Source organism: Pseudomonas sp. BT76 TE3572 (assembly GCF_050435365.1).
In the GTDB taxonomy this organism is placed as follows: domain Bacteria; phylum Pseudomonadota; class Gammaproteobacteria; order Pseudomonadales; family Pseudomonadaceae; genus Aquipseudomonas; species Aquipseudomonas fluorescens_W.
In genome coordinates this window covers 5896906-5921402 of sequence record NZ_JBNDKE010000001.1, presented here as the reverse complement: position 1 = coordinate 5921402, position 24497 = coordinate 5896906, and the positions used below count along the sequence as shown (strand labels likewise).

Genomic DNA, 24497 nt, shown 5'->3' with positions numbered 1-24497 from the left:
CCCTGTAGGAGCTGTCGAGTGAAACGAGGCTGCGATCTTTTGATCGCAGCCTCGTTTCACTCGACAGCTCCTACAGGGGATTGTGGGGATGGCGCGAGCTATCGCTGGAGGCGATCCAACGCTTCACCGCTGCGCTTGAACCAGCCAATCAAGTAATCCGCCAGCACCTGCGTGCGTTTCGGCAATCCACCTTGATACGGGTGAACCAGATACATCGGCATGCGGCGGGTCTGATAGTCACGCAGGAGCCAGCGCAAACGTCCGTCAGCCAATTCCGCTTGCAGCAAGTAGGACGGCAACCGCGCAATGCCGGCGCCGGCCAGGGCCGCTTTTTTCAGCAGGCTGTAATGGTTGCTGGCGAACGGCCCCGAAACCCGTACCCGCAACAACTCGTGCTGCTGGTGATAGAGCCACTCTTCGCGACCGCTGTAGTGACTGTTGAGCAGACAGCGGTGTTCAGCGAGTGCTTGAGGCGTCAACGGTTCGCCGTATTGCTCAAGGTAAGCCGGGCTGGCGCAGGTCATTTCGTGCCAGGCTAATAGCGGTCGGGCCACCAGGCGCTCGTCATTGCCCACCTCGGAGCGAACCGCCAGATCAAACCCGTCGCGGGACAAATCACGGTAGTTGTTGCTCAGGTCCAGCTCGATCTGCACCTCGGGGTACTTGCCGGAAAACTCCAGCAACAAGCCATCGAAGAAGGTTTCCCCCAGCGATACTGGAACCGTCATACGCACGGGTCCAGCCATGTCGTCCTTCAACCGCGCCAATGCCTGACGCGCCCTTTCGACTTGGACTACGAGCGCCTGGGCTTGCGGCAACAGCGCCGCACCCGCAGCGGTCAGGCTCAAACGGCGGGTGGTGCGTTGCAGCAGCACCACGGAAAAGCGCGATTCCAGTTGGCTGATGCGCTTGGATAACTGCCCCTTGCTGCACCCCAATTGCTGCGCCGCCAGGGTAAAACTCCCCGCTTCGATCAACACCGCAAACGCTGCCAGATCATCCATCTCGCTCATGGATTGTTTCCATTTGAAAACCAAAGGTTGCCTATTAGCGCGCTTATAAACAGAAAAAACCACTCTAGACTTCAACCTCGTTTAACCACTTCGAGGAACAGCACGATGAAAATTCTTTTGATAGGCGCAGGCGGCACCATTGGTTCGGCGATCGACAAGGAGCTGTCCGAGCGTCACGAGATCATCCGCATCGGCCGCAACAGCGGTGATTTCCATGTGGATATCAGCGACAGCGCGTCGATTCGCAAGCTGTTCGAGCAAACCGGCAGGTTCGATGCACTGGTCTGCGCCGCCGGCAACGTGACATTTGCCCCCCTCGGTGAAATGACCGAAGAAAGCTTCGCGCTGGGCCTGAAAGACAAGTTGATGGGCCAGGTCAATCTGCTGCTGATCGGCCGCGAGTTCGCCAATGATGGCGCCTCGTTCACCTTCACCACCGGCGTGCTCAGCCACGACCCGATTCGCAGCGGCGCCTCGGCAGCGCTGGTCAATGGTGCTCTGGACAGCTTCGTCCGCGCCGCAGCGATCGAACTGCCTCGCGGTCTGCGCATCAATTCTGTGAGCCCTAACGTACTGGTCGAAGCCATGGGCAAGTACGCGCCGTACTTCCGTGGTTACAAACCGGTTCTGGCAGCGGATGTGGCATTGGCCTACGCCAAAAGTGTGGAAGGCCTGCAAACAGGTCAGACCTTTCACGTGGGCTAAACCCTTGTGATGAACGGTCAGGCTGAGTAACGTGGCGGCACTTGTCTGGAGACTCAAAGATGCGTGCTGCCCGTTCCTTAGTCCTTGTTGCCCTGCTTCCGTTGTTCGCCGCTTGCCAGTTGCTCGATGGCCCGCGTGAAAATGCCTCCCACGTGGGCCAGACCCGTATGCAGGGCCAGCTGACAGCGGCCGACGGCAAGTTGTTGTTCCAGCCGTGCAATGAGCAGCGCAGTTATGTGGTCAACGACACCGGCGGCACCAGCGTCCTGCAAGAAGCCGCAACCCTGGCCGACGCCCAAGGCAAGCTGTTTGCCGACGTGCGCGGCAGTATCGTAGCCAGTGGTGCCGACAGCCGCCTCGATCTTGCGCAGTTGTACCGCGTCGAGCGCTCGGGCACCGCGTGCAACGATCCGAATTTCAAATTGCTGATCCTGCGCGCCGCCGGCCATGGGCCTGAGTGGAACGTGAAAGTCAGCGGCAAAGGCATGGTCATCGAGCGCGCCGGTCAGCCGCCATTGGCCGTGCCCTACGTTGAAGAGCAACTGGGCGATGGCCGCTTCAACCTCAGCACCGAAGCCAATAACCAGCGCATCGAACTGTGGGTCGCACCGCAACGTTGCGTCGACAGCAGCACCGGCAGTGTCCAGCACATGAGCGCCGAACTGCGCGTCGACGGCCAGGTTCAGCGTGGCTGCGGGTATTTCGGCGGATCACGTAACGACTGATCGTTTTAGCCTCACGGGAATCATTCTTTGAGGCTTATAATCGCGGGCTTCAAACGCCTTGGCGCAGTTGTGCGCCCCGCGAACCGGATCCTGTCATGTTACGAATCACCGAACTCAAGCTGCCGATCGACCATCCCGAAGAAGACCTGCGCCCTGCCATCGTGCAGCGCCTGGGCATCACCAGTGATGACCTGCTCGACTTCACCTTGTTCAAGCGCAGCTACGATGCGCGCAAAAAGTCCTCCGAACTGTGCTTCATCTACACCATCGACCTCAACGTTCGCGATGAGGCGACGGTGCTGCACAAGTTCGCCGATGACCGTAACGTCAACGTGGCGCCGGATGTCAGCTACAAAGTGGTCGGCCAGGCGCCGGCTGATCTTGAGCAACGTCCTGTCGTCGTGGGTTTCGGCCCGTGCGGGATTTTCGCCGGGCTGCTGCTCGCGCAAATGGGCTTCAAGCCGATCATCCTCGAGCGCGGCACCGAAGTGCGTCAGCGCACCAAGGACACTTGGGGGCTGTGGCGTAAAAGCGTGCTTAACCCGGAATCCAACGTGCAGTTCGGTGAAGGTGGCGCGGGGACGTTCTCTGACGGCAAGCTTTACAGCCAGATCAAGGACCCGAAGTTTATCGGTCGCAAAGTCCTGCACGAGTTCGTAAAAGCAGGCGCGCCGGAAGAAATTCTCTACGTTAGCAAACCGCACATCGGTACGTTCCGTCTGACCGGCGTTGTGGAAAACATGCGTGAGCAGATTCGCGCACTGGGTGGCGAAGTGCGCTTCCAGCAGCGCGTGACCGACGTGTTGATCGAGGACGGCCAACTGGTCGGCGTCGAGCTCAATGGCGGCGAGCAGATCCATTCGAAACACGTGATTCTGGCCCTCGGCCACAGCGCCCGCGACACCTTCCGCATGCTCCACGGCCGTGGCGTATTCATGGAAGCCAAGCCGTTCTCGGTGGGTTTCCGCATCGAACACCCGCAGTCGCTGATCGACCGCGCGCGTCTGGGCAAGTACGCCGGCCACCCGAAACTCGGGGCTGCGGACTACAAACTGGTGCACCACGCCAGCAACGGACGTTCGGTCTACAGCTTCTGCATGTGCCCGGGCGGCACCGTGGTGGCGGCGACCTCCGAGCCGGGCCGCGTGGTCACCAACGGCATGAGCCAGTACTCGCGTAACGAGCGCAACGCCAACTCCGGGATTGTCGTCGGGATCACCCCGGAAGTCGATTATCCGGGCGGCCCGCTGGCGGGTATCGAGTTGCAGGAACGCCTGGAATCCCACGCCTATGTGCTGGGCGGCAGCAACTACGAAGCGCCGGCGCAACTGGTCGGCGACTTCATTGCCGGCAAGCCGTCCACCGAGTTGGGCAGCGTAGAACCGTCCTACAAACCCGGGGTTGCCTTGGGTGACTTGGCGTTGGCCTTGCCGGCGTTCGCCATCGAAGCCATTCGCGAAGCCTTGCCGGCATTCGAGAAGCAGATTCGCGGTTACTCGCTGCACGACGCGGTGTTGACCGGGATCGAGACGCGTACGTCATCGCCGTTACGGATTACCCGGAACGAGTCGATGCAGAGCCTGAACGTGAAAGGCTTGTTCCCGGCGGGTGAAGGCGCGGGTTATGCGGGCGGGATTCTGTCGGCGGGTGTCGACGGGATTCGGATTGCTGAAGCGGTGGCCCGCGACATCCTCGGCCTCGAGGCCTGACCCAATTTAAATGTGGGAGCGGGCTTGCTCGCGAAAGCGGTGAATCAGCCAACATCTCTGTTGAATGTGAAACCGTATTCGCGAGCAAGCCCGCTCCCACATTTGATCTTCGGTGCGTCAGATGTTGGCGCGTAGTACCGTCGCGGGCAGCGGCTCACCGCGCTCAACACTGGCCGCCACGGCATCCATCAAACCACTCAACTCATACCCCTGGGCCTTGAGCCAAGCCTGATCGTAATAGGTGGTGGCATAGCGCTCGCCGCCATCACACAGAATCGCCACGATTGACCCCGACTCCCCCGCCGCCGCCATCTGCTGGGCCGCCATCAAGGCGCCGATCAGATTGGTCCCGCTCGACCCGCCGACCCGACGTCCCAAACGCTGCGCCAGGTAATGCATGGCCGCCAGAGACAACGCGTCCGGCACCTTGACCATCGCATCGATCACTTTGGGCAGGAACGACGCTTCCACCCGAGGCCGGCCAATGCCTTCAATTCGCGAACCGCAATCCAGGCGCAGACTGGCGTCGCCGGTCTGGTAGTAATCGAAGAACACCGAGCGCTCGGCATCGGCGCAGAGCACGCGGGTGCAATGTTGGCGGTAACGCACGTAACGGCCCAGCGTCGCGGTGGTGCCGCCGGTGCCGGGGCTGGAAATCAACCAGCTCGGCTCGGGATGTTTCTCGAAACGCATCTGATGGAAAATCGACTCGGCGATGTTGTTGTTCGCCCGCCAGTCGGTAGCGCGCTCGGCATAGGTGAACTGGTCGATGAAATGCCCATCGTGTTCGCGAGCCAGGCGTTCGGATTCGGCGTAGATCTGCGTCGGATCGTCGACCAGATGACTCTTGCCGCCGTAGAAAGCGATCTGCGCAATCTTCTCTTTGGAGGTGGTCGCCGGCATCACCGCAATGAACGGCAAGCCCAGCAAACTGGCGAAGTACGCTTCGGAAATCGCCGTCGAACCGCTGGACGCTTCAATCACCGGCGCACCGGGTTTGAGCCAGCCATTACACAGCGCATACAGAAACAGCGAACGCGCCAAGCGGTGCTTCAGGCTGCCGGTGGGATGGCTGGACTCATCCTTGAAATACAACTCGATGCCCGGAAAACCCGGCAGCGGCAAGGGGATCAGGTGGGTGTCGGCGCTGCGCTGGAAGTCGGCTTCGATGATCCGGATGGCTTCGCGGGCCCACTGTCGGTTGTCGCTCATGGTGGTTTTCTCGTTGAGTCGGCCTTGTTGCAAGGCTCAGCTAACAAGCTTAGGAAAAAACCTACATCGCGCACAGGTACAGCTGAGGTTCAATACGCCGGACAACTGCTAGGCTCAGGTCCCTGCTGGGCGTTCGCGTTGTAACGGCATATAACAAAAAAGAATATAACTTTTGTTTTAACAACTAACGGTACGGGTTAGGGTGTGCCACCTTTTGAATTCATCGATGGAGAGCGACCTTGCCTCTGCGTAGCACTTTCACGCGTTTCTTCCAGTTGGAAGCTGCCAGCGGACTGTTATTGATCGCCGCTGCGGCCCTGGCTTTGATCATCAACAATTCCCCGCTGTCGTGGCTTTACAGCAGTTTTCTGGACACTCCGGTAGTGGCGCAGGTCGGCGCGTTGCAAATCGCCAAACCGGCGCTGCTGTGGATCAACGATGGCCTGATGGCCCTGTTTTTCCTGCTGATCGGCCTGGAAGTGAAGCGCGAAGTCCTCGACGGCCAGCTGTCGAAACCGTCACAAATCGTCCTGCCCGGCGCAGCGGCGATTGGCGGCATGGTGGTGCCGGCGCTGATCTACTGGTTTCTGAACCGCGAAGACCCGGCAGCCCTGGGTGGCTGGGCCATCCCGATGGCCACCGACATCGCCTTCGCCCTCGGCGTACTGGCTCTGCTGGGTAAGCGGGTACCGGTGTCGCTGAAACTTTTCCTGATGACGTTGGCGATTATTGACGACCTCGGTGCAATCATCGTCATTGCGATCTTCTACTCGGGTACGCTCTCGACCCTTTCGCTGACCCTGGCCGCGACGTGCATCGTGGCACTGATCGCGATGAACCGGCTCGGAGTGGTCAAGCTCGGGCCGTACATGATCATCGGCCTTATCCTTTGGGTTTGTGTGCTCAAGAGCGGCGTCCACGCGACACTGGCCGGTGTGACCCTGGCCTTCTGCATTCCACTGCGCACGAAAAACGCCGAACCTTCGCCGCTGCTGACCCTCGAACACGCCCTGCATCCATGGGTGGCCTACGGCATCCTGCCGCTGTTCGCCTTCGCCAACGCGGGTCTGTCTCTGAGCGGCGTGACCGTCGAAAGCTTCACTCACCACGTGCCGATGGGCATCGCGGTCGGCCTGCTGCTGGGCAAGACCCTCGGCGTCTTCGGCCTGACCTGGCTGGCGGTGAAAATCGGCATCGCCGCCCTGCCCCAAGGCGCCAACTGGGGCCAGGTATTGGGCGTGGCAATCCTCTGCGGCATCGGCTTCACCATGAGTCTGTTTGTCGGCTCCCTGGCGTTTGAACCGGGTGTCAGTGAATACGCCGGGATGGATCGGATGGGGATTTTGACCGGGTCGATATTGGCGGCATTGATTGGTTATGCGGTGACGGCGGCGGCGAGTCGCAAGAGCACCGCGCTGTAATCCTGATAAACAGAGACAACTCTTAGAGTCATTCAGGACTCGTCCTACAGCCACGATCAGCCTCGTTCGTTAACGTCGCACAGCCCCTTTTCTGGGGTCTGTCGACGGACGAACGCAAGGAAGATCAGTGGCTGGCAATAAGGACATTCCCCGGGTTCAGAGCCCACCGTCAGGCGACGGTCATCACGTCACTCACCGCTTCATGACGGCCACCGAACTGGCCGCGCGTGATGCCAGACAAAACGCTTACGACGCGATGCTCGCGAGGCAAGACGCCTTCGAGCGAAGTCGTGAAGTTACCGTGAAGAAGAACGAAACCGTTCGTGCGGGGTGTGTCTTCGCCAAGTCCTGCAACCTGCCGGACGCCATCATCGATTACTCGAATCCCTCGGGAATGGTGCCCACCGACAGCCTCAAGGACTACGGAGAAGTCGCCTGGCTCGGCGCTCGTGAGGTAGACGATGCCGGGCTGCTGAATCTTGAAACCATCAGCGGCAGTACTGTCTCGCTCGGTATCGGTCGAATGGCTCTTCGCGCCCCGACTGTCGCCGTTCCCACCGCAGCACTCGGTGCCGCTGGAACCACCCTATTGGCCGGCTTGGTCGCGTTTTTCTGGACGCCGAGCCTGGGCGACAGCGCTCTCTATACCGAAGATCAGTTGCGCGCCCTGAAACAGGCCCGCACCCGCGTTCGGCTGAGAGTCGAGCAACAGGCTGACGGCAGTCTCAAAGGATACGGTTTCTACACCGGCAAGAACCGCGATTGGGAAATGGTTGATGTCGTGCAGTTCAGCTTGCGCGGCAGTCAGCAGGTGGCGGACCTGGGGGATGGTGTTGAGCTGATCTGGACACCGGCTGTGGATGGTTCCGACATCCTTGGCATTCCAGCGCTGGAGGCTGCGCCGCAAGCGCCGCACATTTGGGTTTATCCGCCGACGAAAGCGGCTGACAGCATTATCGTGAATCCGGTGTATCCACCTGATTACAAGGATTTCATTCTTGTGTTTCCGGTTGGTTCTGGGGTGTCGCCGCTATATGTTGTGATCAGCGCGCCTCGTAAAGGCTTGCCAGCAGCTGGTCACAGTTATCATCCAGCACCAAAAACCGAAGAAATCACTGCATTTCCCGGCCTTAGAAAGGCCAAGAAAAAGAATCCCATCGTAGGAGGCGGAGGACTTAGAGAGCGCTGGATTGATGCAAAGGGCAAAACCATCTACGAGTGGGACTCTATGCATGGGGAGCTGGAAGCTTATCGTGCAAGTAATGGGAGTCACTTGGGAGCATTTGACCCCATAACAGGTGAGCGACGTGACGATGCTCAATCTAAACGCAACATCCCCAAAAAATACTTGTGAGACGACGATGGGACTGAAACTAAGGTTGGAATGGTATGACAAGCAAACTGAAATTTGTGAGGGGGAAGAGTCCTCCAAAGATTTAGGTGACGATGAGTCAATACTTGATGCTCTCGGCATCCCCGTCGAAAACAATATTAACAATGGAGGCTTTGATGTTGGCAGCCATTGGGTTGCCATTATTCAACCCTACTTTCGCCACCTAATTGACCTGGCCGCCTACGATCACCAACTATCTTTCGATTACCGCGAGAACTGGTAACCCCGCCGAGACACACGACTTACCGCTGACCGGATGGTCAGCCAATTTCGTTAACGTCGCGCGGCCCCTTTTCGAGGGCTGCGAAGCCAGGTAGAAGGACCTCAAAATGACTGAAGATAAAAAACGTGCGCTATCTATCCATCACTGGTTTTTACCCCGATGAAAAACAAGATGATTCATTGCAGTTCCAACTGACCATCAAAGACTATGAGATGAACCAGGCATTGGCTCAATTGACCGAGTCAAAAAAACTGGAAGAAATAGAGCCTGGAGAACTGGAGCTGACAGGTGCTCAAATCCTACAGGTTGCAAAACTATTAGAAGTCGACTTCCCCGAGGGGCTGGAATACTTTATAGGCCCCCGCGCCGCGCCGCGCCGTGACAATCCTAAACAAACAAAACCCCGACCAGTCACCTGATCGGGGTTTTCTTTTACCCGTATTCCCGCTTAGTGCGAAACGCGGCTAGTCCCATCAACAGTGGCAATCCGCACTCGCTCGCCAACGCGGAACACTTCATTTTCCTGAACCTGTTGCACGTAGGCGCGCATGCTGCCGTCGTCTTCGCGAACGGTGATTTCCACGCCTTGGGCGCGGGTCAGGCCTTCTTCTGTGGCCGAGCCGATCAGGCCGCCAGCAACGGCGCCGATAACTGCAGCAACGATGCTGCCGCGACCGCCACCGACTGCGCTGCCGCCCACACCACCCACCGCCGCACCGGCAAGGCCGCCGATAGGGGTTTTGGTGCCTTCGATTTTGACCGGTCGCAGGGATTCGATGGTGCCCATGCGAACGGTCTGCACGCGACGCGCTTCGTCACGGGAGTAGGAGTCACCGGTCAAGCTCGATTGGCAGCCAGTGAGCAACATCGCCATCGTGGAAAAGGAAGCAACCAGCAGAACAGACTTACGCATAGCATCAACTCCAAAGGACAAGTATTCATTAAACTCCGCAGCTTGACGCCTGTCACGACCTCGCCCGGATAAAATTGGTTTGATTCAGGCCCGGTACAGGCACCTCCACGAACTCACACACAGTAGCGGCAAATTCCGGAATCTGCGCCGCTGCCCCAAGGATTGTCATGGATTACTTCATCATTGTCGTCACTACCGTTGCCGGATTGTATTTCCACTGGTGGCTATACGTGCGGATCAAACGCTGGATGGACCGCGATCTGGCGTTGGCACTGGCGGGTAAAGACGAGCAGAAAAAGGCGTTCATGCTCCAGCAACTGGCGAACGCTCAAGCGCAGAAAATCAAGCGCCGAGACCTGCCGCAGTGGCTTGAAGCCGCTGCGGCAGGCTATCCCGATCGGTAGACGGCTTAAGGTGCCAGACGTTCAAGAATCCAGTCGGCGCCCTGCAAGCGATAGTTGAGGCGATCGTGCAGGCGGCTCGAACGGCCTTGCCAGAACTCGATGCGCTCCGGTAACAAACGATAACCGCCCCAGTGCTCAGGGCAATGAGGTTGCGTGTCGCTGAAACGTTGCTCGGTGTTCTTGAGCAACGCTTCCAGTTCGGCACGATCGGCGATCACCCGGCTTTGCGGCGAAGCCCAGGCACCGAGGCGACTGCCCAGCGGCCGGACCTGGAAGTAGGCGTCGGACTCTTCAGGCGTAACCTTCACCACCCGCCCTTCGATGCGCACCTGGCGCTCCAGGGCCGGCCAGAAAAAGGTCATGGCCGCGAACGGATTCGCGGCCAGATGCTGGCCCTTGGCACTGTCGTAGTTGGTGAAGAAGGTGAAGCCCTGTTCGTCCAGCCCCTTGAGCAGCAGAATGCGGCAATGCGGCCGACCGTCCTGATCGACAGTGGCCAGGGTCATGGCGTTGGCTTCCACCGGCGCCTGCTCGGTTTTCACCGCGTCGGCGAACCAGTGATGGAACAGCGCGAATGGCTCGGCCGGGGCTTGCGCCTCGGTCAGGCCATCACGGGTGTAGTCGCGACGCATATCAGCCAGGCCCTGGGTCATGGCGCATTCCTTTTGGTTAACGAATCACTTTTTTACAGTATCGGCGGACTCAGCGACTTTTTTCGTGTCGGCAGCGGCTTTGGCCGGCGCAGTCTTTTTCGCTGGAGTCGCGGTTTTAGCCGGTGCCTTCTTGGCGGCGGCTTTCTTGGCCGGGGCTTTTTTCGCCGCAGGCACATCGGCTTTCTTCGCAGCTGGCGCCGGAGTGACTGGCTTGACCACTGGCTTGACGTCCTGGGCAGCGACCAACTTCACTGGCGCCGGGGCTGGCATGTTGTACTTGCTCAGCAGCGCGACCATGGTGTTTTGCGGGGTCACCAGCAGTTCGACGCGACGGTTCAAGGCACGGCCTTCATTGCTGTCGTTGGCAGCACGCGGGGCTTCGCCACCCATACCCCGCAGCATCAGACGATCACGCTGCAGACCGCTGAGGCGGAAAATCGCTGCCACGGCCTGGGCACGCTCCTGGCTCAGTTTCACGTTGGCCGGTGCGGCGCCCGACGTATCACTGTGGCCAAGCACCAGCACGGCAGTTTTCGGATCGACTTCAAGGATTTTCGCGACGCGAGTGAACGGGCCGAGAGTCACCGGCAGCAGCATGGCCGGACGGTCAGGGTTGAACGAGCCCTCTACCGGCGCGGTTACAACCAGTACGTTTTCACGGCGCTCGAGTTGCAGGTTGCTGCCCTTGATCGCTTCGCGCAGGCGCGGTTCGTAGTCGTCGAGCCAGGCCTGGGTAACTTTAGGATCGGGCATTGGCACAGCTTTAGCGGTGCTTTGCTCTTTACCACCGAACGGCCACCACCATTTGCCACCTGCATCGGCCTCAGCCTTGGCCTTGGCCACCTCGACCGGTTTGGCTTCAGGCTTGGCTTCAGCTTTCACCTCAGGCTTGGCTGGCATCTTGTCGGCACTGTCATCGGAGCCGAACGGCCAGTACCAATGGCTGGCGCTTTCAGTCTTGGCCACCGGAGCGGTTGCCGCAGGCTTCAGAGGTACCGGGGCCGGAGCCGGGGTTTTAGCGGCGACTTTGTCGGAGGACCCGAACGGCCACCAGCTGCTGCCATCCGAGTCATTTTGTGGGGTTTGTGCGCAACCGGTAATAGCGAAGCACAGGGCCAAAGCGAGGGTTTTATTGGAAGACATTGGATATCCACAAAATGAAGTAATGAACTATCAGGCCGGAGTGACCCGGATAAACAGACGCTTGGAAATCAAAAAGGCCTTGGGGTTCCGGCCCTGGAACCCCTGAGCGCGTTTTACAGACAAGTGGCCAGTGCGCGCACAAGCTTTTGCGCGCGCGGATCCATCAAGACGTACGGCCCCAGGGTATTTGTCACAAAGCCGAAGGCCACATCGTGTTCCGGGTCGGCAAAACCGGTGGAACCGCCCGCACCCGGATGACCGAACGCACGAGGGCCGAGGCCGTAGGTGGCGTTGGGGACGTCCGGTTGATCGAGCATGCAACCCAGGCCGAAACGGGTCCGGGTCAGTAAAGTCTTGTCCTCGCCGACGCTGTGCTCGCGCGTCATTTCGTCGAGCATTTCGCTTTCCAGCAAGCTGCCGTCGAGCAGACCGGCATAGAACCCGGCCAGGCTGCGGGCATTGCCGTGACCATTGGCGGCGGGCTGCTGCATGCGCCGCCACTCGGGTTTGTTGGTGCTGGTCATGATCGACGGCGGGTTGGTGAACGCCCTTGTGGTCATGGCCGTCGGCTCGCGCAGGGTCACTTGCAGCAAGCGCTGGGCGGCGGCATCGCCAACATTGCCCTTGCCACGGGCGATGTGCGCCACGCGATGGAACTCCTGGTCCGCCAGGCCGACGTGGAAATCCAGCCCCAAAGGCTTCGCGACCCGCGCCACGATGGACTCACCCGGCCCACGACCGTCGGCACGACGCAGCAACTCACCGACCAGCCAGCCATAGGTGATCGCGGCGTAACCGTGACCGACGCCCGGCGTCCACCACGGTTCTTCGGCGGCCAGGGCATCAACCATGGTTTGCCAGTCGTAAAGGGCTTCCGGGGCCAACAGCTCACGCAGTGCCGGCAGACCGGCCTGATGGCAAAGCAATTGACGCAGCGTCACGGACTCTTTGCCGGCGGCAGCGAACTCGGGCCAGTAGCGGGCAACCGGGGCATCCAGTTGCAGCTTGCCTTCGGCTACCAGTTGCAGGGCGGTCACCGCGGTAAAAGTCTTGGTGCAGGAGAACAGATTGGCGATGGTGTCGCTGTGCCAGGCTTCGGTGCCATCCTTGTCAGCGCTACCGGCCCAAAGATCGACCACGGTTTCACCGCCAATCTGGATGCACAACGCTGCGCCACGTTCCTGTGGATCGTCGAACAGCGCCGCGAAAGCCTCACGCACCGCTTCGAACTTCAACTCGTAAAAACCCTGAATCTGCACCCGCAACTCTCCGGATATAAAGCTCTACAAAGTGGCCCGCATTGTTCCAGCCCTAAAGGGTTTTGGGAACTGTGGCGGGCTGGGCGGTCGCCATACCGCCCGGCGAAAAACACTCAGAAATTCAACGTACCTGTCAGCACTCAGTGGCCATTGCCGGAATGCCCACCCGCATGGCCAGCGCCCTGCCCTGCGCCTTTGCCAGCGTCGCCTTTTTTGCCGCCCTCAGCTTCGTGACCGGTTTTATCCGCTTCAGCCTTGGCCTTCTCGGCCTCTTTGCCGAGCTGATCGACGGTCTGCAAATTGCTCTTGCGAACGCTATCGACGAAACCCTGGAACGGCAGATCGGTAATGCCCACCAGGCCAAAGTGCCCGTTCTCGCCATCCAGCAGACGACCGGTGACCGGTTGATCAAGGTATTGGAACCAGTGAACGCCGACGATCGACGGTTCGCTCATCGCCTGTTTGAGGAAATTGGCGTAAGCCGGCCCACGGTCTTCTTCCTTCGCCAATTGCGTCACGCCGCCCCAGAACGGGCCACGATCGGCCGAGCCGAAGTTGAACTCGGTGATCAGCACCGGTTTGTCCAGGCTGCGCAACTTGGTGAAGTCGTAACCGTCCTGCGGTTGCAGGGTGTACATGTTGAAGCTCAACACGTCGCAATACTGGGCGCAGGACTCAACTGCTTCCGGGGTGCTGATGGCAAACCGGCCGCCCAGCAACAGCTGATTCGGCGCGTGCCACTTGAGCGAATCGGAGAGGGTCTTGAAGTACGTGTCGGCGAAAACCTTCTGGAAGTATTTGAAGTCGGCTTCGATTTCCGGGTGTTCGGCGCTTGGCAGCGGCGGCACGAAGCCTGGGTCTTCCATCAATTCCCAGGCCGGCAAATCAATGCCCCAGGCTTTGGAAAGGCCCGCCTGATTGCGGTACTTGTCCCGCAATTGCTTGAGGAATGCGCGCTTGGCCGGCACGTCGGTGGTCATTTTCAAGGTGCCGTAGGCCAAGGCGTAACGGGCTTTCGGGTCGTCGCCCGGACCGGCCCAGGCCAATTCGTTGTCGGCAAAGTAGCCGATCAGCCATGGATCATCGCGATGGTCGCGCGCGGCAATGGCCACGGCACGTTCGGTGGCCATGGCGAAACGCGGGTCAAACGGGTCGGGCATGCCGCCCCACCAGTCGGTGCCGGTGCTGATGCTGGCGTAATCGCCGACGATTGACAGCGGCAAGGTGTACGGCACGCGATCAGCGCTGGCCAGAGCCGGGGCGCTCCAGTTGCCGATAGTATTGAAGCCCCAGGCTTGCAGGCGATCAAGGGTGTGGCTGGCCCAGCGCTGTTCATCAACCACCGCTTTGCAGGGTTCGGCAGGTGTTTGCTCCGCTGCTTTCGCGGCGGTCGCTTCAACGGCGCCGGTCTTGGCGGCTTCGGCGACACCGGATTCGGCCGTCGAAGGCACAACAGGTTGCTCAGCGGCCTTCTCGGCCGTTGCCTCAGCAGCGTTGGCCTTGGCGGCTTCAGCGACACCCGCTTTGGTGTCGCTACCCTGGGCGCAAGGCGCGCCATACAGACGCTGCAAGTTGGCGCCATAGAAATCGTACCAACGACCGGCATTGTAGCCTCGGCCCTGATCGACACCGTTGCCGCCCCGGTTGTCGCCTTCGCCATAGTGGCTGGCCAGCGGCTCGTCGGGTTTGGGCAGCGATTCAAACATCCACTCGCGGCCGGCGACGTAGGTCTGGTCGACGTCCGGGGTGACGGTGTTGACCCCAAGCGAATAGAACGGATGGCCTTCCGGGGTCACCAGGTACCAGCGACCGTCGCGCTTCTCAGTGCGGAAAAAGCCGCTGGCCTTGAATGCCGGGCCTTTGTTCCAGCCACCGAACTTGTCCAGGGACGACTTCTCGCGCTCGGCCAGCCAGGTTTTCAGTTGCTGATGTTCCTTGGCGGCGGCGCTTTTCAGTTGCTCGTCGCTGCTGACTTTCTCTGGCCATTTGGCCCGGGTCGACTGGCCGTAAGCGTCTACAAGGCCGCCAAAAGCCGCTTGGGTCACCGCATCGCCGTCCTGCACGCCAAAGCGCTCAAGCAGAATGCTCTGGGCGACTTTCGGCTGATCCATCGACAAGGTCACCGACACCACCTGGCTGCGCTCCAGCTCACCGGCGCTGCTGGCCAGCAATACGCGCTGCCCCTCAAACGTCATCGGCATTGGTGGGCCGGCTTTCAGGCCCAGGCTCAATGGGGTAAACGGCTGCAGCGGCACCAACAAGGTTTGCGCAGGGCCGGCCGGCAAGTCGACGCGGCTGACCAACGTCTTGCCGTCGTTGCTCTGGATTTTCACGTACAGGGTCACAGCCCAGTTCATTGCGCTCTGAATCCGCAAACTCATGAAGCCCGACTGCGACCAGTCCCAGGCACCCGTCTGCGGGGTCAGGCGCAAGGTCGGTTGTGCCACCGGGTTGAACGTCACCCGACGCAGCACTTCGCCTTCGGCCGTTTGCTCGGCGTTGGATTGCGGCAGGCTGGCGTCCTGAGTCGCCACCTGGACCACATCGGCGGGGCGCACAAAGTTGAACAGCGTCTGTTGGCCGGCAGGGGCCGCCAGCAAAGGGGCTGCGAACATCAGAGTGAAAACGGCAGGTAACGAACGGCGCAGCGAACGGCGAATCATGAGAACGAAAATCTCCCTAACGACCCAGATGGGCCAGTGGAAAAGCGATGGCAGAGAGATAGACAACGCGGTGGGCAAATTTGCCCACCGGTGTATCAGGAAATTTCACGACGGAAAGGTGGCAACGCATTGAGGATTGCCTTGCCGTAACGCTGGGTGACCAAGCGTCGATCGAGCAAGGTGATGGTGCCGCGGTCTTCTTCGGTACGCAGCAAGCGACCGCAGGCCTGGACCAGCTTCAGCGAAGCATCCGGCACGGAGATTTCCATGAACGGATTGCCTCCCCGAGCCTCGATCCACTCGGCCAGCGCCGCTTCGACCGGATCATCGGGCACCGAGAACGGAATCTTCGCGATCACCACGTGCTCGCAGTAAGCGCCGGGCAAGTCGACCCCTTCGGCGAAACTCGCCAGGCCGAACAACACGCTGGAATCCCCGCCATCGACCCGCGCCTTGTGCTTGTTCAGGGTTTCCTGTTTCGACAGGTTGCCTTGAATGAACACTTGCTTGCGCCAGTCACGATCAAGGCCGTCGAACACGTCCTGCATCTGTTTGCGCGAGGAGAACAGCACCAGGGTGCCGCGCGAACCTTCCACCAAGGCCGGCAAATCACGGATGATCGCTGCGGTGTGGGCCGGCGCATCACGCGGATCGGCCTTCAGGTCCGGCACTCGCAGCACGCCAGCGTCAGCATGATGAAACGGGCTTGGAACCACTGCGGTCACAGCTTTTTTCGGCAGGCCGGCGCGCATGCGGAAGCGGTCGAAGGTGCCGAGCGCGGTCAGGGTTGCGGAGGTCACCAGAGCGCCGTAGGCCACGTTCCACAGGTTGCGACGGAGCATTTCCGCTGCGAGGATCGGGCTGGCGTTGACCTCGATGTCAAACAGCGAGCCGCTTTCGGCCAGGGTCAGCCAGCGGGCCATCGGCGGGTTGTCTTCCGGGTCTTCGGCGGTGAAAGCGACCCACAATTCCCAGTTGCCCGAAGAGCGGGACAACAGGCTGCCGAACAGCGGATACCACTCTTCGGCCTGGTTGCTGGCGATGCCGATGTTGACCTCGCCGTCCATGCCTTCCTTGAGCAGTTCGGTGAGCCGGGTGAACAGGTCAGTCAGACGGGCAAAGCCCTTCTTCAACTCGACGCCCATCTCGCGCATGTGCTCGGGAATCACCCCGCCGACGAAGCGATGGCGCGGCCGCTCGCGACCTTCGACGTCTTCACCGGGTTTGAAATCGGCGACCTGCTCGCAGGCGCTGAACATGAATTGCTGTTGGGTTTTGATCTCGCGTGCCAGTTCCGGCACTTGTTCGATCAACTTGCCCAGGTCGCCCGGTAGCGGATGCTGGGCCAGCAATTTGGTGAGGTTCTTGGCGGTGGTTTCCAGCCAGTCGGCGGTGGAACGCAGACGCGTGTAATGGGCGAAATGGCCGATGGCCTTGTCCGGCAGGTGGTGGCCTTCGTCGAACACATAGATGGTGTCGCGCGGGTCTGGCAGCACGGCGCCGCCGCCCAGCGCCAGGTCGGCCAGGACCATGTCGTGGTTGGTGACGATCACGTCAACCTTACCCATGCCTTCGCGAGCCTTGTAGAAGGCGCACTGGCCGAAGTTCGGGCAATGACGGTTGGTGCACTGGCTGTGATCCGTGGTCAGGCGCGCCCAGTCGGCATCTTCCAGGGCTGTGGACCAACTGTCGCGGTCGCCGTCCCACTTATTGCCGGCGAGTTTCTCGATCATGCTGGTGAACAGCTTCTGACTGGCCTCGTCGACCTCGATCTTGAAGCCTTCTTCTTCAAACAACTGAGCCGTGGCGGTTTGCGCGTGACCTTCCTGGAGCAACATGTCGAGCTTGGACAGGCACATGTAGCGCCCGCGCCCTTTGGCCAGGGCGAAGCTGAAATTCAGCCCGCTGTTGCGCATCAGGTCAGGCAAATCCTTGTAGACGATCTGCTCTTGCAGGGCCACGGTGGCCGTGGCAATCACCAGGCGTTTGCCGGCAGCTTTCGCCGTCGGGATCGCCGCCAGGCTGTAGGCCACGGTCTTGCCGGTACCGGTGCCGGCTTCCACCGCGACAATCGCGGGGTCGCCACTGCGCCGGCCTTCGTCGTCGGTGTCGATGTCACCGAGGACCTTGGCAATTTCGGCGATCATCAGGCGTTGGCCGTAGCGCGGCTTGAGGCTCTTGGCTTCGAGAAAACGCGAGTAGGCGCCCTGGATCGTGGTTTTGAGTTCAGTGCTGATCATGGATTGTCGGGCGCGAAAAACGCTGGATAAATTTTCAGTGGTTCGGATGGGGCGCTATCATACCGCGCTAATTAATCCCGCGCAGAACGGAGTACCCCAATGACACCTTTTGGCATCGTTTACACCCTGCATGTCCTGTCCGCCCTGGTGTGGGTGGGCGGAATGTTTTTCGCCTGGATGGTCTTGCGGCCCGCGGCGATGAAGGCGTTGGAGGGCCCTGCCCGGTTGAAGTTGTGGGTGGAAGTGTTTCAAGGTTTTTTCCGCTGGGTCTGGGTCGCAGTGGTGCTGTTACCGGTCAGCGGTGTGGGCATGATTCATTTTCAGTACAGCGGTTTTGAAGCGGCGCCGCGGTATGTGCAGGTGATGATGGGGCTGTACGTGGTGATGACCGCGCTGTTTATCCGGATTCAGGCGTTGTTGTTACCGGAATTGCGCACGGCGGTGGCGGCGCAGGATTGGCCGACCGGGGCTGCGACGCTTGGGAAAATTCGCAAGTTGGTGGGGGTTAATCTGATTGTCGGGTTGGTGCTGGTGGCGATTGCTGCGGCGCGGCCGATGTTTTAGATCTTGGAGCACAAGATCTACATCCCCCCCTCACCCTAACCCTCTCCCCGAGGGGCGAGGGGACTGACTGAGGTGTTCTTTGGAAATATTGCGACCTGAAAGATCGAGTCGAACTCAGGCTTTGAAAAGCAAGGAGATCGGCTCCCTTTCCCCCTCTCCCCACTGGGGAGAGGGTTGGGGTGAGGGGTGGATCTTATAAACGCTGAACAGTCACCGAACCCGCCGCACCGGCAGGCCCCGGCTGACCGTCAGCGCCAGGGCGGCCGCTCTTGCCGCCATCGGCCTTGTAGACGAAGCAGCCCTTGGCCTTGCCACCTGCGCCCGGTTTACCGCCAGGCCCGGCCACACCACCGTCACCGCCAGCCACCTGAACCTTGATCAGTTCCGCCGGGAAATCACGCGGCACTTCCAGACGAACCAGTGCACCCGGAGCGCCCGGCTGACCATCGCTACCATCACTGCCATCGGCACCACGACCGGCCTGGCCCCAGGTACAACCCGGTGCCTGACCGTTGGCCCCGTCGAGACCGACGAAACCCGGTGCGCCCGCGCCGCCGCGAGCGTCCACCAACAATTGCGGCGCACTCAGTGCCTTGATCTGCAAGTTCAGGTTACGCCCGGAGCGGGCAGCCTTGAGGTAAGTCCCCGGTGCGCCGCGAGCCGTGATCTGGCTGCCTTCCGACAACTGCGCACGAATGACCTTCAGTTCAAGCGGCTGTTCGCCGGGCACGATGGCGATCCGCGCTTCACGACCCAGACGCAATTCACCGACGGATACCTCGGTCACATTCGAGGGAATCAATAACGTGCCGTAGTCGGCCACTTCCAGGCGTTCCAGTTGCAAGGTGCTGGCGGTGTTGGGCAAACGCATCAGCGAGTTGGTTTCGACGTTCACCACCTGGGCGCAGGCCAACGGGCTGATGAGTGCAGCGAGCAGACAGAGTTTACGCATGGGAAGCCTTAGGCGCGGTCGGAGCCGGAATGGTTTGCAGGTGATAAACGCCGAAAAAAAGAATCTTCAGGCGATCAAGCCAAGGGTGGGCGCGACCTCTGAGGCTGCGGAAACAGAACACCGCCTCAAGAAGATGAAGGCATGCCAGCAGGCCGCCGGCCAGATCGACCAGCAGATGCAGAGGATTGACGAACGGCGTGAGCTGGTTGACCAGCACCACCAGCCAGAACAGCAGGGTCAACAACTTCCCCAGCCACCAAAACACGTTCATACGCTCCCCCGCTGAGAATTATTCTTTGCGCGCACAGTACCGGCTTCCACGCGGGATAAGCCAGAGGGCAACGGAAAATTCTTCGTGAAGACCGCCGAATGGCCACCGGACTGACTTCAATTGTCGTCCGACGGCTCTATCACGGGGCTCAGCGATTGACGTGCAACTCCACCCGACGGTTTTTCGCCCGTCCTTCTTCCGTTTCGTTATCGGCCACCGGCTGACTTTGGCCCTTGCCCTCGCTGGTGAGCTTGTTCGGCGCCAGGCCCTGACTCAACAGGTAGGCCGCCACGCTGCTGGCGCGACGTTCCGAGAGTGCCTGGTTATAGGTGTCCGAGCCGACGCTGTCGGTATGACCGATCACTTTGATGCTCACCACATCGTCGCTCTGCAGTTTGGGCATCAGCGAATCCAGCTTGCTCTGCGCGGCAGGGGTCAGTTCGGATTGGTTGAAGGCAAACAGTACGTCGCCCACGTCGCTCAGGGTGATGACCTCCGATTGCACAGGTTCAGGTTTCACGCTGGCCGGGTATTGCGGCAATGGGCAACCATGGTGTTCGACGGGGGTATTGGCCGGCGTATCAGGGCAGCGATCGCGTCGATCGAAAACACCATCGTCGTCTTCGTCGCCATCCTGGGCGTAACAGATCAAGCCACCGGTCAAGATACCAAGCGCCGCCCCACCGGCCGCCCAACTGCCACTTTCGAGAGCGCCCAGACCGCCACCGACCAGGCCACCGATCACGCTGCAGATTGGCCAGGTTCGTTGATTGAGGGGGGCGGTGCCATCGCTGTGCGTAGCGCAACCGGTCAACAGGCTGCCCAGCAGCACAACCGGCAAGACGGTCCGTGTGAAAACACTCATGGTGGAAGCTCCTGTGTTACCGGCCAATGCCGGTCACACAGGAGTAAAGACCCGCATCCGCGACTGCACAAGCCGCGGAGTACGAGGGGTTTAGCGGTTGATTTTGATTTCCGTGCGACGGTTCATCGCGCGGCCGTCAGCGGTTTTGTTATCGGCGACCGGCTGGCTTTCACCGGCACCGGTAACAGACACGAATTCGCTACGGGGTACACCTTGGGAAATCAGGTATTCAACCACCGAGTGCGCACGACGATCCGACAGTTTCTGGTTATAGGTATCGCTGCCCACGCTGTCGGTGTGACCGGTTACAGTCAGTTGGGCGTTAGGCGCTTCCCCTTTCAAGCGAGTGGCGATTTTATCGAGTACCAGTTTGTCGGCAGGGGTCAGTGTGGCCTTGTCGAACTGGAAGTGAACATCGCGAATGACAATGACTTCTTCTTTAACCACGGCCGCTTCTTCGACCACTGGCGCAGGCACCGGTGGAGGGCAACCATCGGCATCGACGCGCACGCCTCTAGGTGTACCCGGGCACTTGTCGCGGCTATCCGGCACGCCATCGCCGTCTTCGTCGCCATCCCCGTGAACCCAGCAATAGGCCGCAGCCGTGCCACCGATGAGCAGCGCGCCATACCCCGCCCACGACGAACTCTCGGTCGCGCCGAGACCTGCACCCACGACACCACCGACCGCCGCACAGGTCGGCCAGTCGGTTTTCTGCAAACCTGCGCAACCAGTCAACACACTGGTTAGCAGAACCAAGGGTAATGCTGTGCGAACTATGCTCATCTAGTTTTCTCCTGAGGGGATCGGCTTAAAACCGATTCAGGTAGTAAAGACCCGAGTTTTAATCTCCGCCAGCAATAGGCCATTGCAGTTTTGTCCCGTGTTCACGGTAGATCGACGCTTTTAGGACGAATCAGCTCTAGGCCCGGCCCTTTGAGCAGGCTAGTCTTGGCAGCTCTGATTGAGGATCTTCGATGATTGCAGGTATTTCTTCGCGCACGCCCCAGCAGGCGTTGGCCGCTTTGCTTGATCGTTATGCCCCTGCGCGCCTGTTGCTGATTGGCGCCAGCGAGTTCCCCGCGCTTGAGGCCTTCAAGCTGGCGCACCCGGACACTTGTGTGGCCCATGCGGCACCCGGAGCGTTGCCGGCCGATCTGGCGGCGCGCCGGTTTGATCTGGCGCTGGTGGTCGATTGCCTCGAACACTTGCCCAAACGCGATGGCCTGAACCTGCTGGGCGGGATCCGTAACCTCAACGCCAGTCGCATTGCGGTGCTGGCGGACTTGCCGGCCAGCGGCTGGCAGGAGACCGATTTTTTCTCCCTGGCCCTGCAAGCCAGCGAACGCTTCCAGCGCGACGATCAAGTGCTGACCCTGTTCACCTATGATCTGCTTGACTACAAACAAGTCCCCGACTGGCTCAACTCACGGTTCTGGGCCAATCCGGAAAACTTCGGGAAATATTGGTGGTAACGCAATGAGTACATCCATTTGCCCCTGCGGCAGCGGCATCCCGCTTGATGCCTGCTGCGGTCATTACCATGCCGGCCATCCGGCGCCGTGTGCCGAGGCCTTGATGCGTTCGCGCTACAGCGCGTACGTACTGGGGCTGATCGACTATCTGGTGGCGACCACCCTGCCCGCACAACAGGCAGGCCTCGATCGACAGTCCATCAGTGACTGGAGTGCCCAAAGCACCTGGCTGGGCCTTGAAGTGGAAAGCTCCGAAGTCTTGGGCGGTCAGCCGGAACATGCCTTCGTGACCTTTACCGCGCGCTGGCACGACGGCAGCGGTGAGCACAGCCACCGCGAACGCTCGTCGTTCGTGCAGAACGCCGGCCGCTGGTACTTCATCGACCCCACCGTACAACTCAAGGCCGGACGCAATGATGCGTGCCCTTGCACCAGCGGACAGAAATTCAAAAAGTGTTGTGCGGGTTATTTCAGCAGTTGAGGTAATCGCAAGCGACTAGACTGGGCATCAAAGGGAGTCACTCCATGTTCAGTCAGCGGCGCGTCTTTCAAGCCTTCACCCTGCTCCTGTTTCTGGGCCTCGGTGGCTGTGCGTCCTGGTTCGGCGACGATGAACCGGAACCGCAGGTGCATCTGGTCAAGGTCGAAGTCGTCCAGGCCAAACTGATGCAGCAACGATTCCTGCTGCACTTTCGCATCGACAACCCCAACGACAGTGACCTGACGGTGCGGGGCATCGAGTACCGTATTCACTTGGGCGAGATGCTGCTGACCGAAGGTGAGCACGAACACTGGTTCACCGTCGGCCCCAAACGCAGTGCCTACTTCAAAGTGCCGATCCGCACCAACCTGTGGCCCAAGGTGCGGGATCTGGTGAAACTGCTGAAAAAACCCAATCAGCCCATTCCCTATCGTCTGGAAGGTGAACTGGAAACCGGTTTATTCATCGCGCACTACGTGCACCTGGCGCGCAATGGCGTGATAATCCCCGCCGATTTAATTCCGGAGCAAAACCGATGACCCAGCAACCCCATGTCCATGGCCCTGACTGCAACCACGATCATGACCATCACGACCACCATGATCACGACCATGGCCATGTCCACGGCCCCAACTGCGGCCACGCCCACCAGGAACCGGTGCGCAACGCCCTGAAAGACGTCGGCCGCAACGACCCTTGCCCCTGCGGCAACGGCAAGAAATTCAAGAAGTGCCACGGCGCATAAAGCGTTGAAGCACTGTTTTGTAGGAGCGAGGCTTGCCCGCGAAGAACGATGACGCGGTTTGCCTGAATGACCGAGGCGTCCTTTTCGCGGGCAAGCCTCGCTCCTACAGAATCTGCGCAGTGCTGACGACCGTCGCATACTCGCCATGCAAATTGCCCAACGACATCGCATGCACTTCTTCAGCTGAATGGGCGTTGCCAAAATAATCGGCCTTGTCGAAGGTAAAACACGCATCCTCCACAACCCACGTTTCAAACCCCAGATTACCGGCCGTTCGCGCCGTGGATTCCACTGAGTTATTGGTCGCTACGCCGACAATGACCAACTGATCGATCCCCGCCTCTCGCAAACTTTTCTCAAGCCCCGTCGCACAAAACGCATCCGGCACCTGCTTTTGAACAAGCTGCTCACCGGTCTGAGGCTGAAACCGCTCCTGAAATTCCACCCCTGATTGCTGCGGCCAGAACACCGAGTCCGGTGAACGGGACAGGTGCTGCACATGAATGATCGGTCGCCCGGTTCGACGCCAATGCGCTAGCAAATCGAGGATTCGCTGCTCGGCCTGAGGATTATTCCGGCGACCGAGTTTGGGGTGCAGGATGCCTTTTTGTTGATCGATGATGATCAGCGCCGCGTTTGTTTTGAGCTCCATGCCGGTTTTTCTCATGCGGGGTCATTGAATTCCCCGCACTTCAGCATCACCTGTTCCTACAGGCAAGCTATCGAACGCAAACAGGACGACCTGATGCCGGCGTTTGCTGTGCGCAAGTAACGACATCTTTTGATTTGGAGTACTCCATGATCGACCTGTATTACTGGACCACCCCCAACGGCCACAAAATCTCGATATTCCTGGAAGAAGCCGGCCTGCCGTACAACGTGTATCCGATCAACATCAGCCAGAATGAGCAGTTCCAGCCTCACTTTCTAAAAATCTCCCCGAACAACAGAATCCCGGCCATCGTCGATCTCGAGCCAGTCGATGGCGGCGAGCCTTTATCACTGTTCGAGTCCGGGGCGATTTTGCTGTACCTGGCAGAGAAAACCGGCAAATTCCTGCCCAAAGACCTGCGTGGTCGCCAGCAAACGCTGCAATGGTTGTTCTGGCAGATGGGTGGCCTGGGGCCAATGGCCGGGCAGAATCATCACTTCAGCCAGTTCGCGCCGGAGAAAATCCCTTACGCGATCAAGCGCTACATCGATGAAACCGCCCGCCTCTACGGCGTACTCGACAAGCAGCTGGCCGATAAAGACTTCGTCGCCGGCAGCGAATACAGCATTGCCGACATGGCGATCTACCCGTGGATCGTTTCCCACAAATGGCAGAGCCAGAACCTGGAAAACTTCCCCAACGTGCTGCGCTGGTTCAACCACATCCAGAGCCGTCCGGCGACGGTGAAGGCGTATGCCCTCGCGGCCAAGGTCAATCCACCTAAATCCTGATGCAAGATCAAAAGATCGCAGCCTC

The 24497-nt window shown here is 59.9% G+C and carries 27 protein-coding genes; 14 read left to right on the top strand and 13 right to left on the bottom strand.

Annotated features, from left to right (window positions below):
• Window positions 1-98: 98 nt before the first annotated feature.
• Window positions 99-1013 (bottom strand): LysR family transcriptional regulator, encoded by a 915-nt coding sequence (locus ABH912_RS27040; protein WP_429512067.1) that lies wholly within the window; start codon window positions 1011-1013, stop codon window positions 99-101.
• Between the two features lie 105 nt (window positions 1014-1118).
• Here ABH912_RS27040 and ABH912_RS27035 point away from each other — a divergent pair, with 105 nt between their 5' ends.
• From ABH912_RS27035 to ABH912_RS27025, 3 genes are all read left to right on the top strand, one after another.
• Complete coding sequence (locus ABH912_RS27035; protein ID WP_429512065.1) at window positions 1119-1718, top strand: short chain dehydrogenase; 600 nt, start codon at window positions 1119-1121, stop codon at window positions 1716-1718.
• Between the two features lie 59 nt (window positions 1719-1777).
• Window positions 1778-2443 carry a COG3650 family protein gene (locus ABH912_RS27030; protein WP_429512063.1) on the top strand — a complete coding sequence of 222 codons (666 nt, stop codon included), beginning with the start codon at window positions 1778-1780 and terminating at the stop codon, window positions 2441-2443.
• Window positions 2444-2538: 95 nt separating this feature from the next.
• Entirely contained in the window at window positions 2539-4152 is a 1614-nt protein-coding gene (locus tag ABH912_RS27025) for an NAD(P)/FAD-dependent oxidoreductase (RefSeq protein ID WP_429512062.1), read from the top strand.
• 117 nt (window positions 4153-4269) lie between these two features.
• Here ABH912_RS27025 and ABH912_RS27020 read toward each other — a convergent pair whose 3' ends face one another.
• Window positions 4270-5364, bottom strand: coding sequence for a PLP-dependent cysteine synthase family protein (locus ABH912_RS27020; protein ID WP_429512060.1), 1095 nt, complete (start codon window positions 5362-5364; stop codon window positions 4270-4272).
• Between the two features lie 239 nt (window positions 5365-5603).
• On the opposite strand from ABH912_RS27020, the gene nhaA reads away from it, so the two are divergent.
• The 4 genes from nhaA to ABH912_RS27000 all read left to right on the top strand — a co-directional run bounded on the left by nhaA (window position 5604) and on the right by ABH912_RS27000 (window position 8820).
• Window positions 5604-6785 carry a Na+/H+ antiporter NhaA gene (gene nhaA / locus ABH912_RS27015; protein ID WP_429512058.1) on the top strand — a complete coding sequence of 394 codons (1182 nt, stop codon included), beginning with the start codon at window positions 5604-5606 and terminating at the stop codon, window positions 6783-6785.
• Between the two features lie 127 nt (window positions 6786-6912).
• Window positions 6913-8139 carry a colicin E3/pyocin S6 family cytotoxin gene (locus ABH912_RS27010; RefSeq protein ID WP_429512056.1) on the top strand — a complete coding sequence of 409 codons (1227 nt, stop codon included), beginning with the start codon at window positions 6913-6915 and terminating at the stop codon, window positions 8137-8139.
• Window positions 8099-8401 carry a colicin E3-like toxin immunity protein gene (locus tag ABH912_RS27005; RefSeq protein WP_429513168.1) on the top strand — a complete coding sequence of 101 codons (303 nt, stop codon included), beginning with the start codon at window positions 8099-8101 and terminating at the stop codon, window positions 8399-8401. Before ABH912_RS27010 ends, ABH912_RS27005 begins: the two co-directional genes overlap by 41 nt.
• 125 nt (window positions 8402-8526) lie before the next feature.
• Complete coding sequence (locus tag ABH912_RS27000) at window positions 8527-8820, top strand: pyocin S6 family toxin immunity protein (protein ID WP_429512054.1); 294 nt, start codon at window positions 8527-8529, stop codon at window positions 8818-8820.
• Between the two features lie 29 nt (window positions 8821-8849).
• Here the strand turns inward: ABH912_RS27000 and ABH912_RS26995 are convergent, their stop codons facing one another.
• Window positions 8850-9314 (bottom strand): glycine zipper 2TM domain-containing protein, encoded by a 465-nt coding sequence (locus tag ABH912_RS26995; protein ID WP_046056377.1) that lies wholly within the window; start codon window positions 9312-9314, stop codon window positions 8850-8852.
• A 167-nt stretch (window positions 9315-9481) separates the two neighbouring features.
• On the opposite strand from ABH912_RS26995, the gene ABH912_RS26990 reads away from it, so the two are divergent.
• Complete coding sequence (locus ABH912_RS26990) at window positions 9482-9718, top strand: hypothetical protein (protein ID WP_033059010.1); 237 nt, start codon at window positions 9482-9484, stop codon at window positions 9716-9718.
• Window positions 9719-9723: 5 nt separating this feature from the next.
• On the opposite strand, the gene pdxH is transcribed toward ABH912_RS26990, so the two are convergent.
• From pdxH to dinG, 5 genes are all read right to left on the bottom strand, one after another.
• On the bottom strand, window positions 9724-10371 hold the full coding sequence (gene pdxH, locus ABH912_RS26985) for a pyridoxamine 5'-phosphate oxidase (protein WP_429512051.1): 648 nt from the start codon (window positions 10369-10371) through the stop codon (window positions 9724-9726).
• 24 nt (window positions 10372-10395) lie between these two features.
• Complete coding sequence (locus ABH912_RS26980; RefSeq protein ID WP_429512049.1) at window positions 10396-11514, bottom strand: OmpA family protein; 1119 nt, start codon at window positions 11512-11514, stop codon at window positions 10396-10398.
• A 113-nt stretch (window positions 11515-11627) separates the two neighbouring features.
• Entirely contained in the window at window positions 11628-12773 is a 1146-nt protein-coding gene (locus ABH912_RS26975) for a serine hydrolase domain-containing protein (protein ID WP_429512047.1), read from the bottom strand.
• Between the two features lie 140 nt (window positions 12774-12913).
• Entirely contained in the window at window positions 12914-15436 is a 2523-nt protein-coding gene (locus ABH912_RS26970) for a beta-galactosidase (RefSeq protein ID WP_429512046.1), read from the bottom strand.
• 95 nt (window positions 15437-15531) lie between these two features.
• Window positions 15532-17676: an ATP-dependent DNA helicase DinG gene (gene dinG / locus ABH912_RS26965; protein WP_008153901.1), complete on the bottom strand. Its 2145-nt coding sequence runs from the start codon at window positions 17674-17676 to the stop codon at window positions 15532-15534.
• Between the two features lie 99 nt (window positions 17677-17775).
• Between dinG and ABH912_RS26960 the strand changes: the two genes are divergently transcribed.
• The gene (locus tag ABH912_RS26960; protein ID WP_033059001.1) at window positions 17776-18240 is read left to right on the top strand and encodes a CopD family protein; all 465 of its coding nucleotides are present in this window, start codon (window positions 17776-17778) and stop codon (window positions 18238-18240) included.
• Window positions 18241-18433: 193 nt separating this feature from the next.
• Here the strand turns inward: ABH912_RS26960 and ABH912_RS26955 are convergent, their stop codons facing one another.
• The 4 genes from ABH912_RS26955 to ABH912_RS26940 form a co-directional block, all read right to left on the bottom strand.
• Window positions 18434-19192: a hypothetical protein gene (locus tag ABH912_RS26955; protein WP_033059000.1), complete on the bottom strand. Its 759-nt coding sequence runs from the start codon at window positions 19190-19192 to the stop codon at window positions 18434-18436.
• The gene (locus ABH912_RS26950; RefSeq protein WP_033058998.1) at window positions 19185-19463 is read right to left on the bottom strand and encodes a DUF1145 domain-containing protein; all 279 of its coding nucleotides are present in this window, start codon (window positions 19461-19463) and stop codon (window positions 19185-19187) included. The genes ABH912_RS26955 and ABH912_RS26950 overlap by 8 nt, the downstream gene beginning before the upstream one ends.
• Before the next feature lie 148 nt (window positions 19464-19611).
• Complete coding sequence (locus tag ABH912_RS26945) at window positions 19612-20328, bottom strand: OmpA family protein (protein ID WP_429512043.1); 717 nt, start codon at window positions 20326-20328, stop codon at window positions 19612-19614.
• A gap of 90 nt (window positions 20329-20418) precedes the next feature.
• Entirely contained in the window at window positions 20419-21114 is a 696-nt protein-coding gene (locus tag ABH912_RS26940) for an OmpA family protein (protein WP_033058994.1), read from the bottom strand.
• 191 nt (window positions 21115-21305) lie between these two features.
• Between ABH912_RS26940 and ABH912_RS26935 the strand changes: the two genes are divergently transcribed.
• From ABH912_RS26935 to ABH912_RS26920, 4 genes are read left to right on the top strand one after another with little or no spacing between them, the layout of a single operon-like run.
• Window positions 21306-21803: a DUF6231 family protein gene (locus tag ABH912_RS26935; RefSeq protein ID WP_429512041.1), complete on the top strand. Its 498-nt coding sequence runs from the start codon at window positions 21306-21308 to the stop codon at window positions 21801-21803.
• 4 nt (window positions 21804-21807) lie between these two features.
• Window positions 21808-22284, top strand: coding sequence for a YchJ family protein (locus tag ABH912_RS26930; protein ID WP_033058991.1), 477 nt, complete (start codon window positions 21808-21810; stop codon window positions 22282-22284).
• A 44-nt stretch (window positions 22285-22328) separates the two neighbouring features.
• A complete protein-coding gene (locus ABH912_RS26925) occupies window positions 22329-22823 on the top strand; it encodes an LEA type 2 family protein (protein WP_033058989.1) in 495 nt (164 codons plus the stop codon).
• A complete protein-coding gene (locus tag ABH912_RS26920; protein WP_007906737.1) occupies window positions 22820-23029 on the top strand; it encodes an SEC-C metal-binding domain-containing protein in 210 nt (69 codons plus the stop codon). The genes ABH912_RS26925 and ABH912_RS26920 overlap by 4 nt, the downstream gene beginning before the upstream one ends.
• A gap of 103 nt (window positions 23030-23132) precedes the next feature.
• Here the strand turns inward: ABH912_RS26920 and ABH912_RS26915 are convergent, their stop codons facing one another.
• The gene (locus ABH912_RS26915) at window positions 23133-23681 is read right to left on the bottom strand and encodes a cysteine hydrolase family protein (RefSeq protein WP_033058987.1); all 549 of its coding nucleotides are present in this window, start codon (window positions 23679-23681) and stop codon (window positions 23133-23135) included.
• Between the two features lie 146 nt (window positions 23682-23827).
• Here ABH912_RS26915 and ABH912_RS26910 point away from each other — a divergent pair, with 146 nt between their 5' ends.
• A complete protein-coding gene (locus ABH912_RS26910) occupies window positions 23828-24472 on the top strand; it encodes a glutathione binding-like protein (protein ID WP_033058985.1) in 645 nt (214 codons plus the stop codon).
• Window positions 24473-24497: the final 25 nt, after the last annotated feature.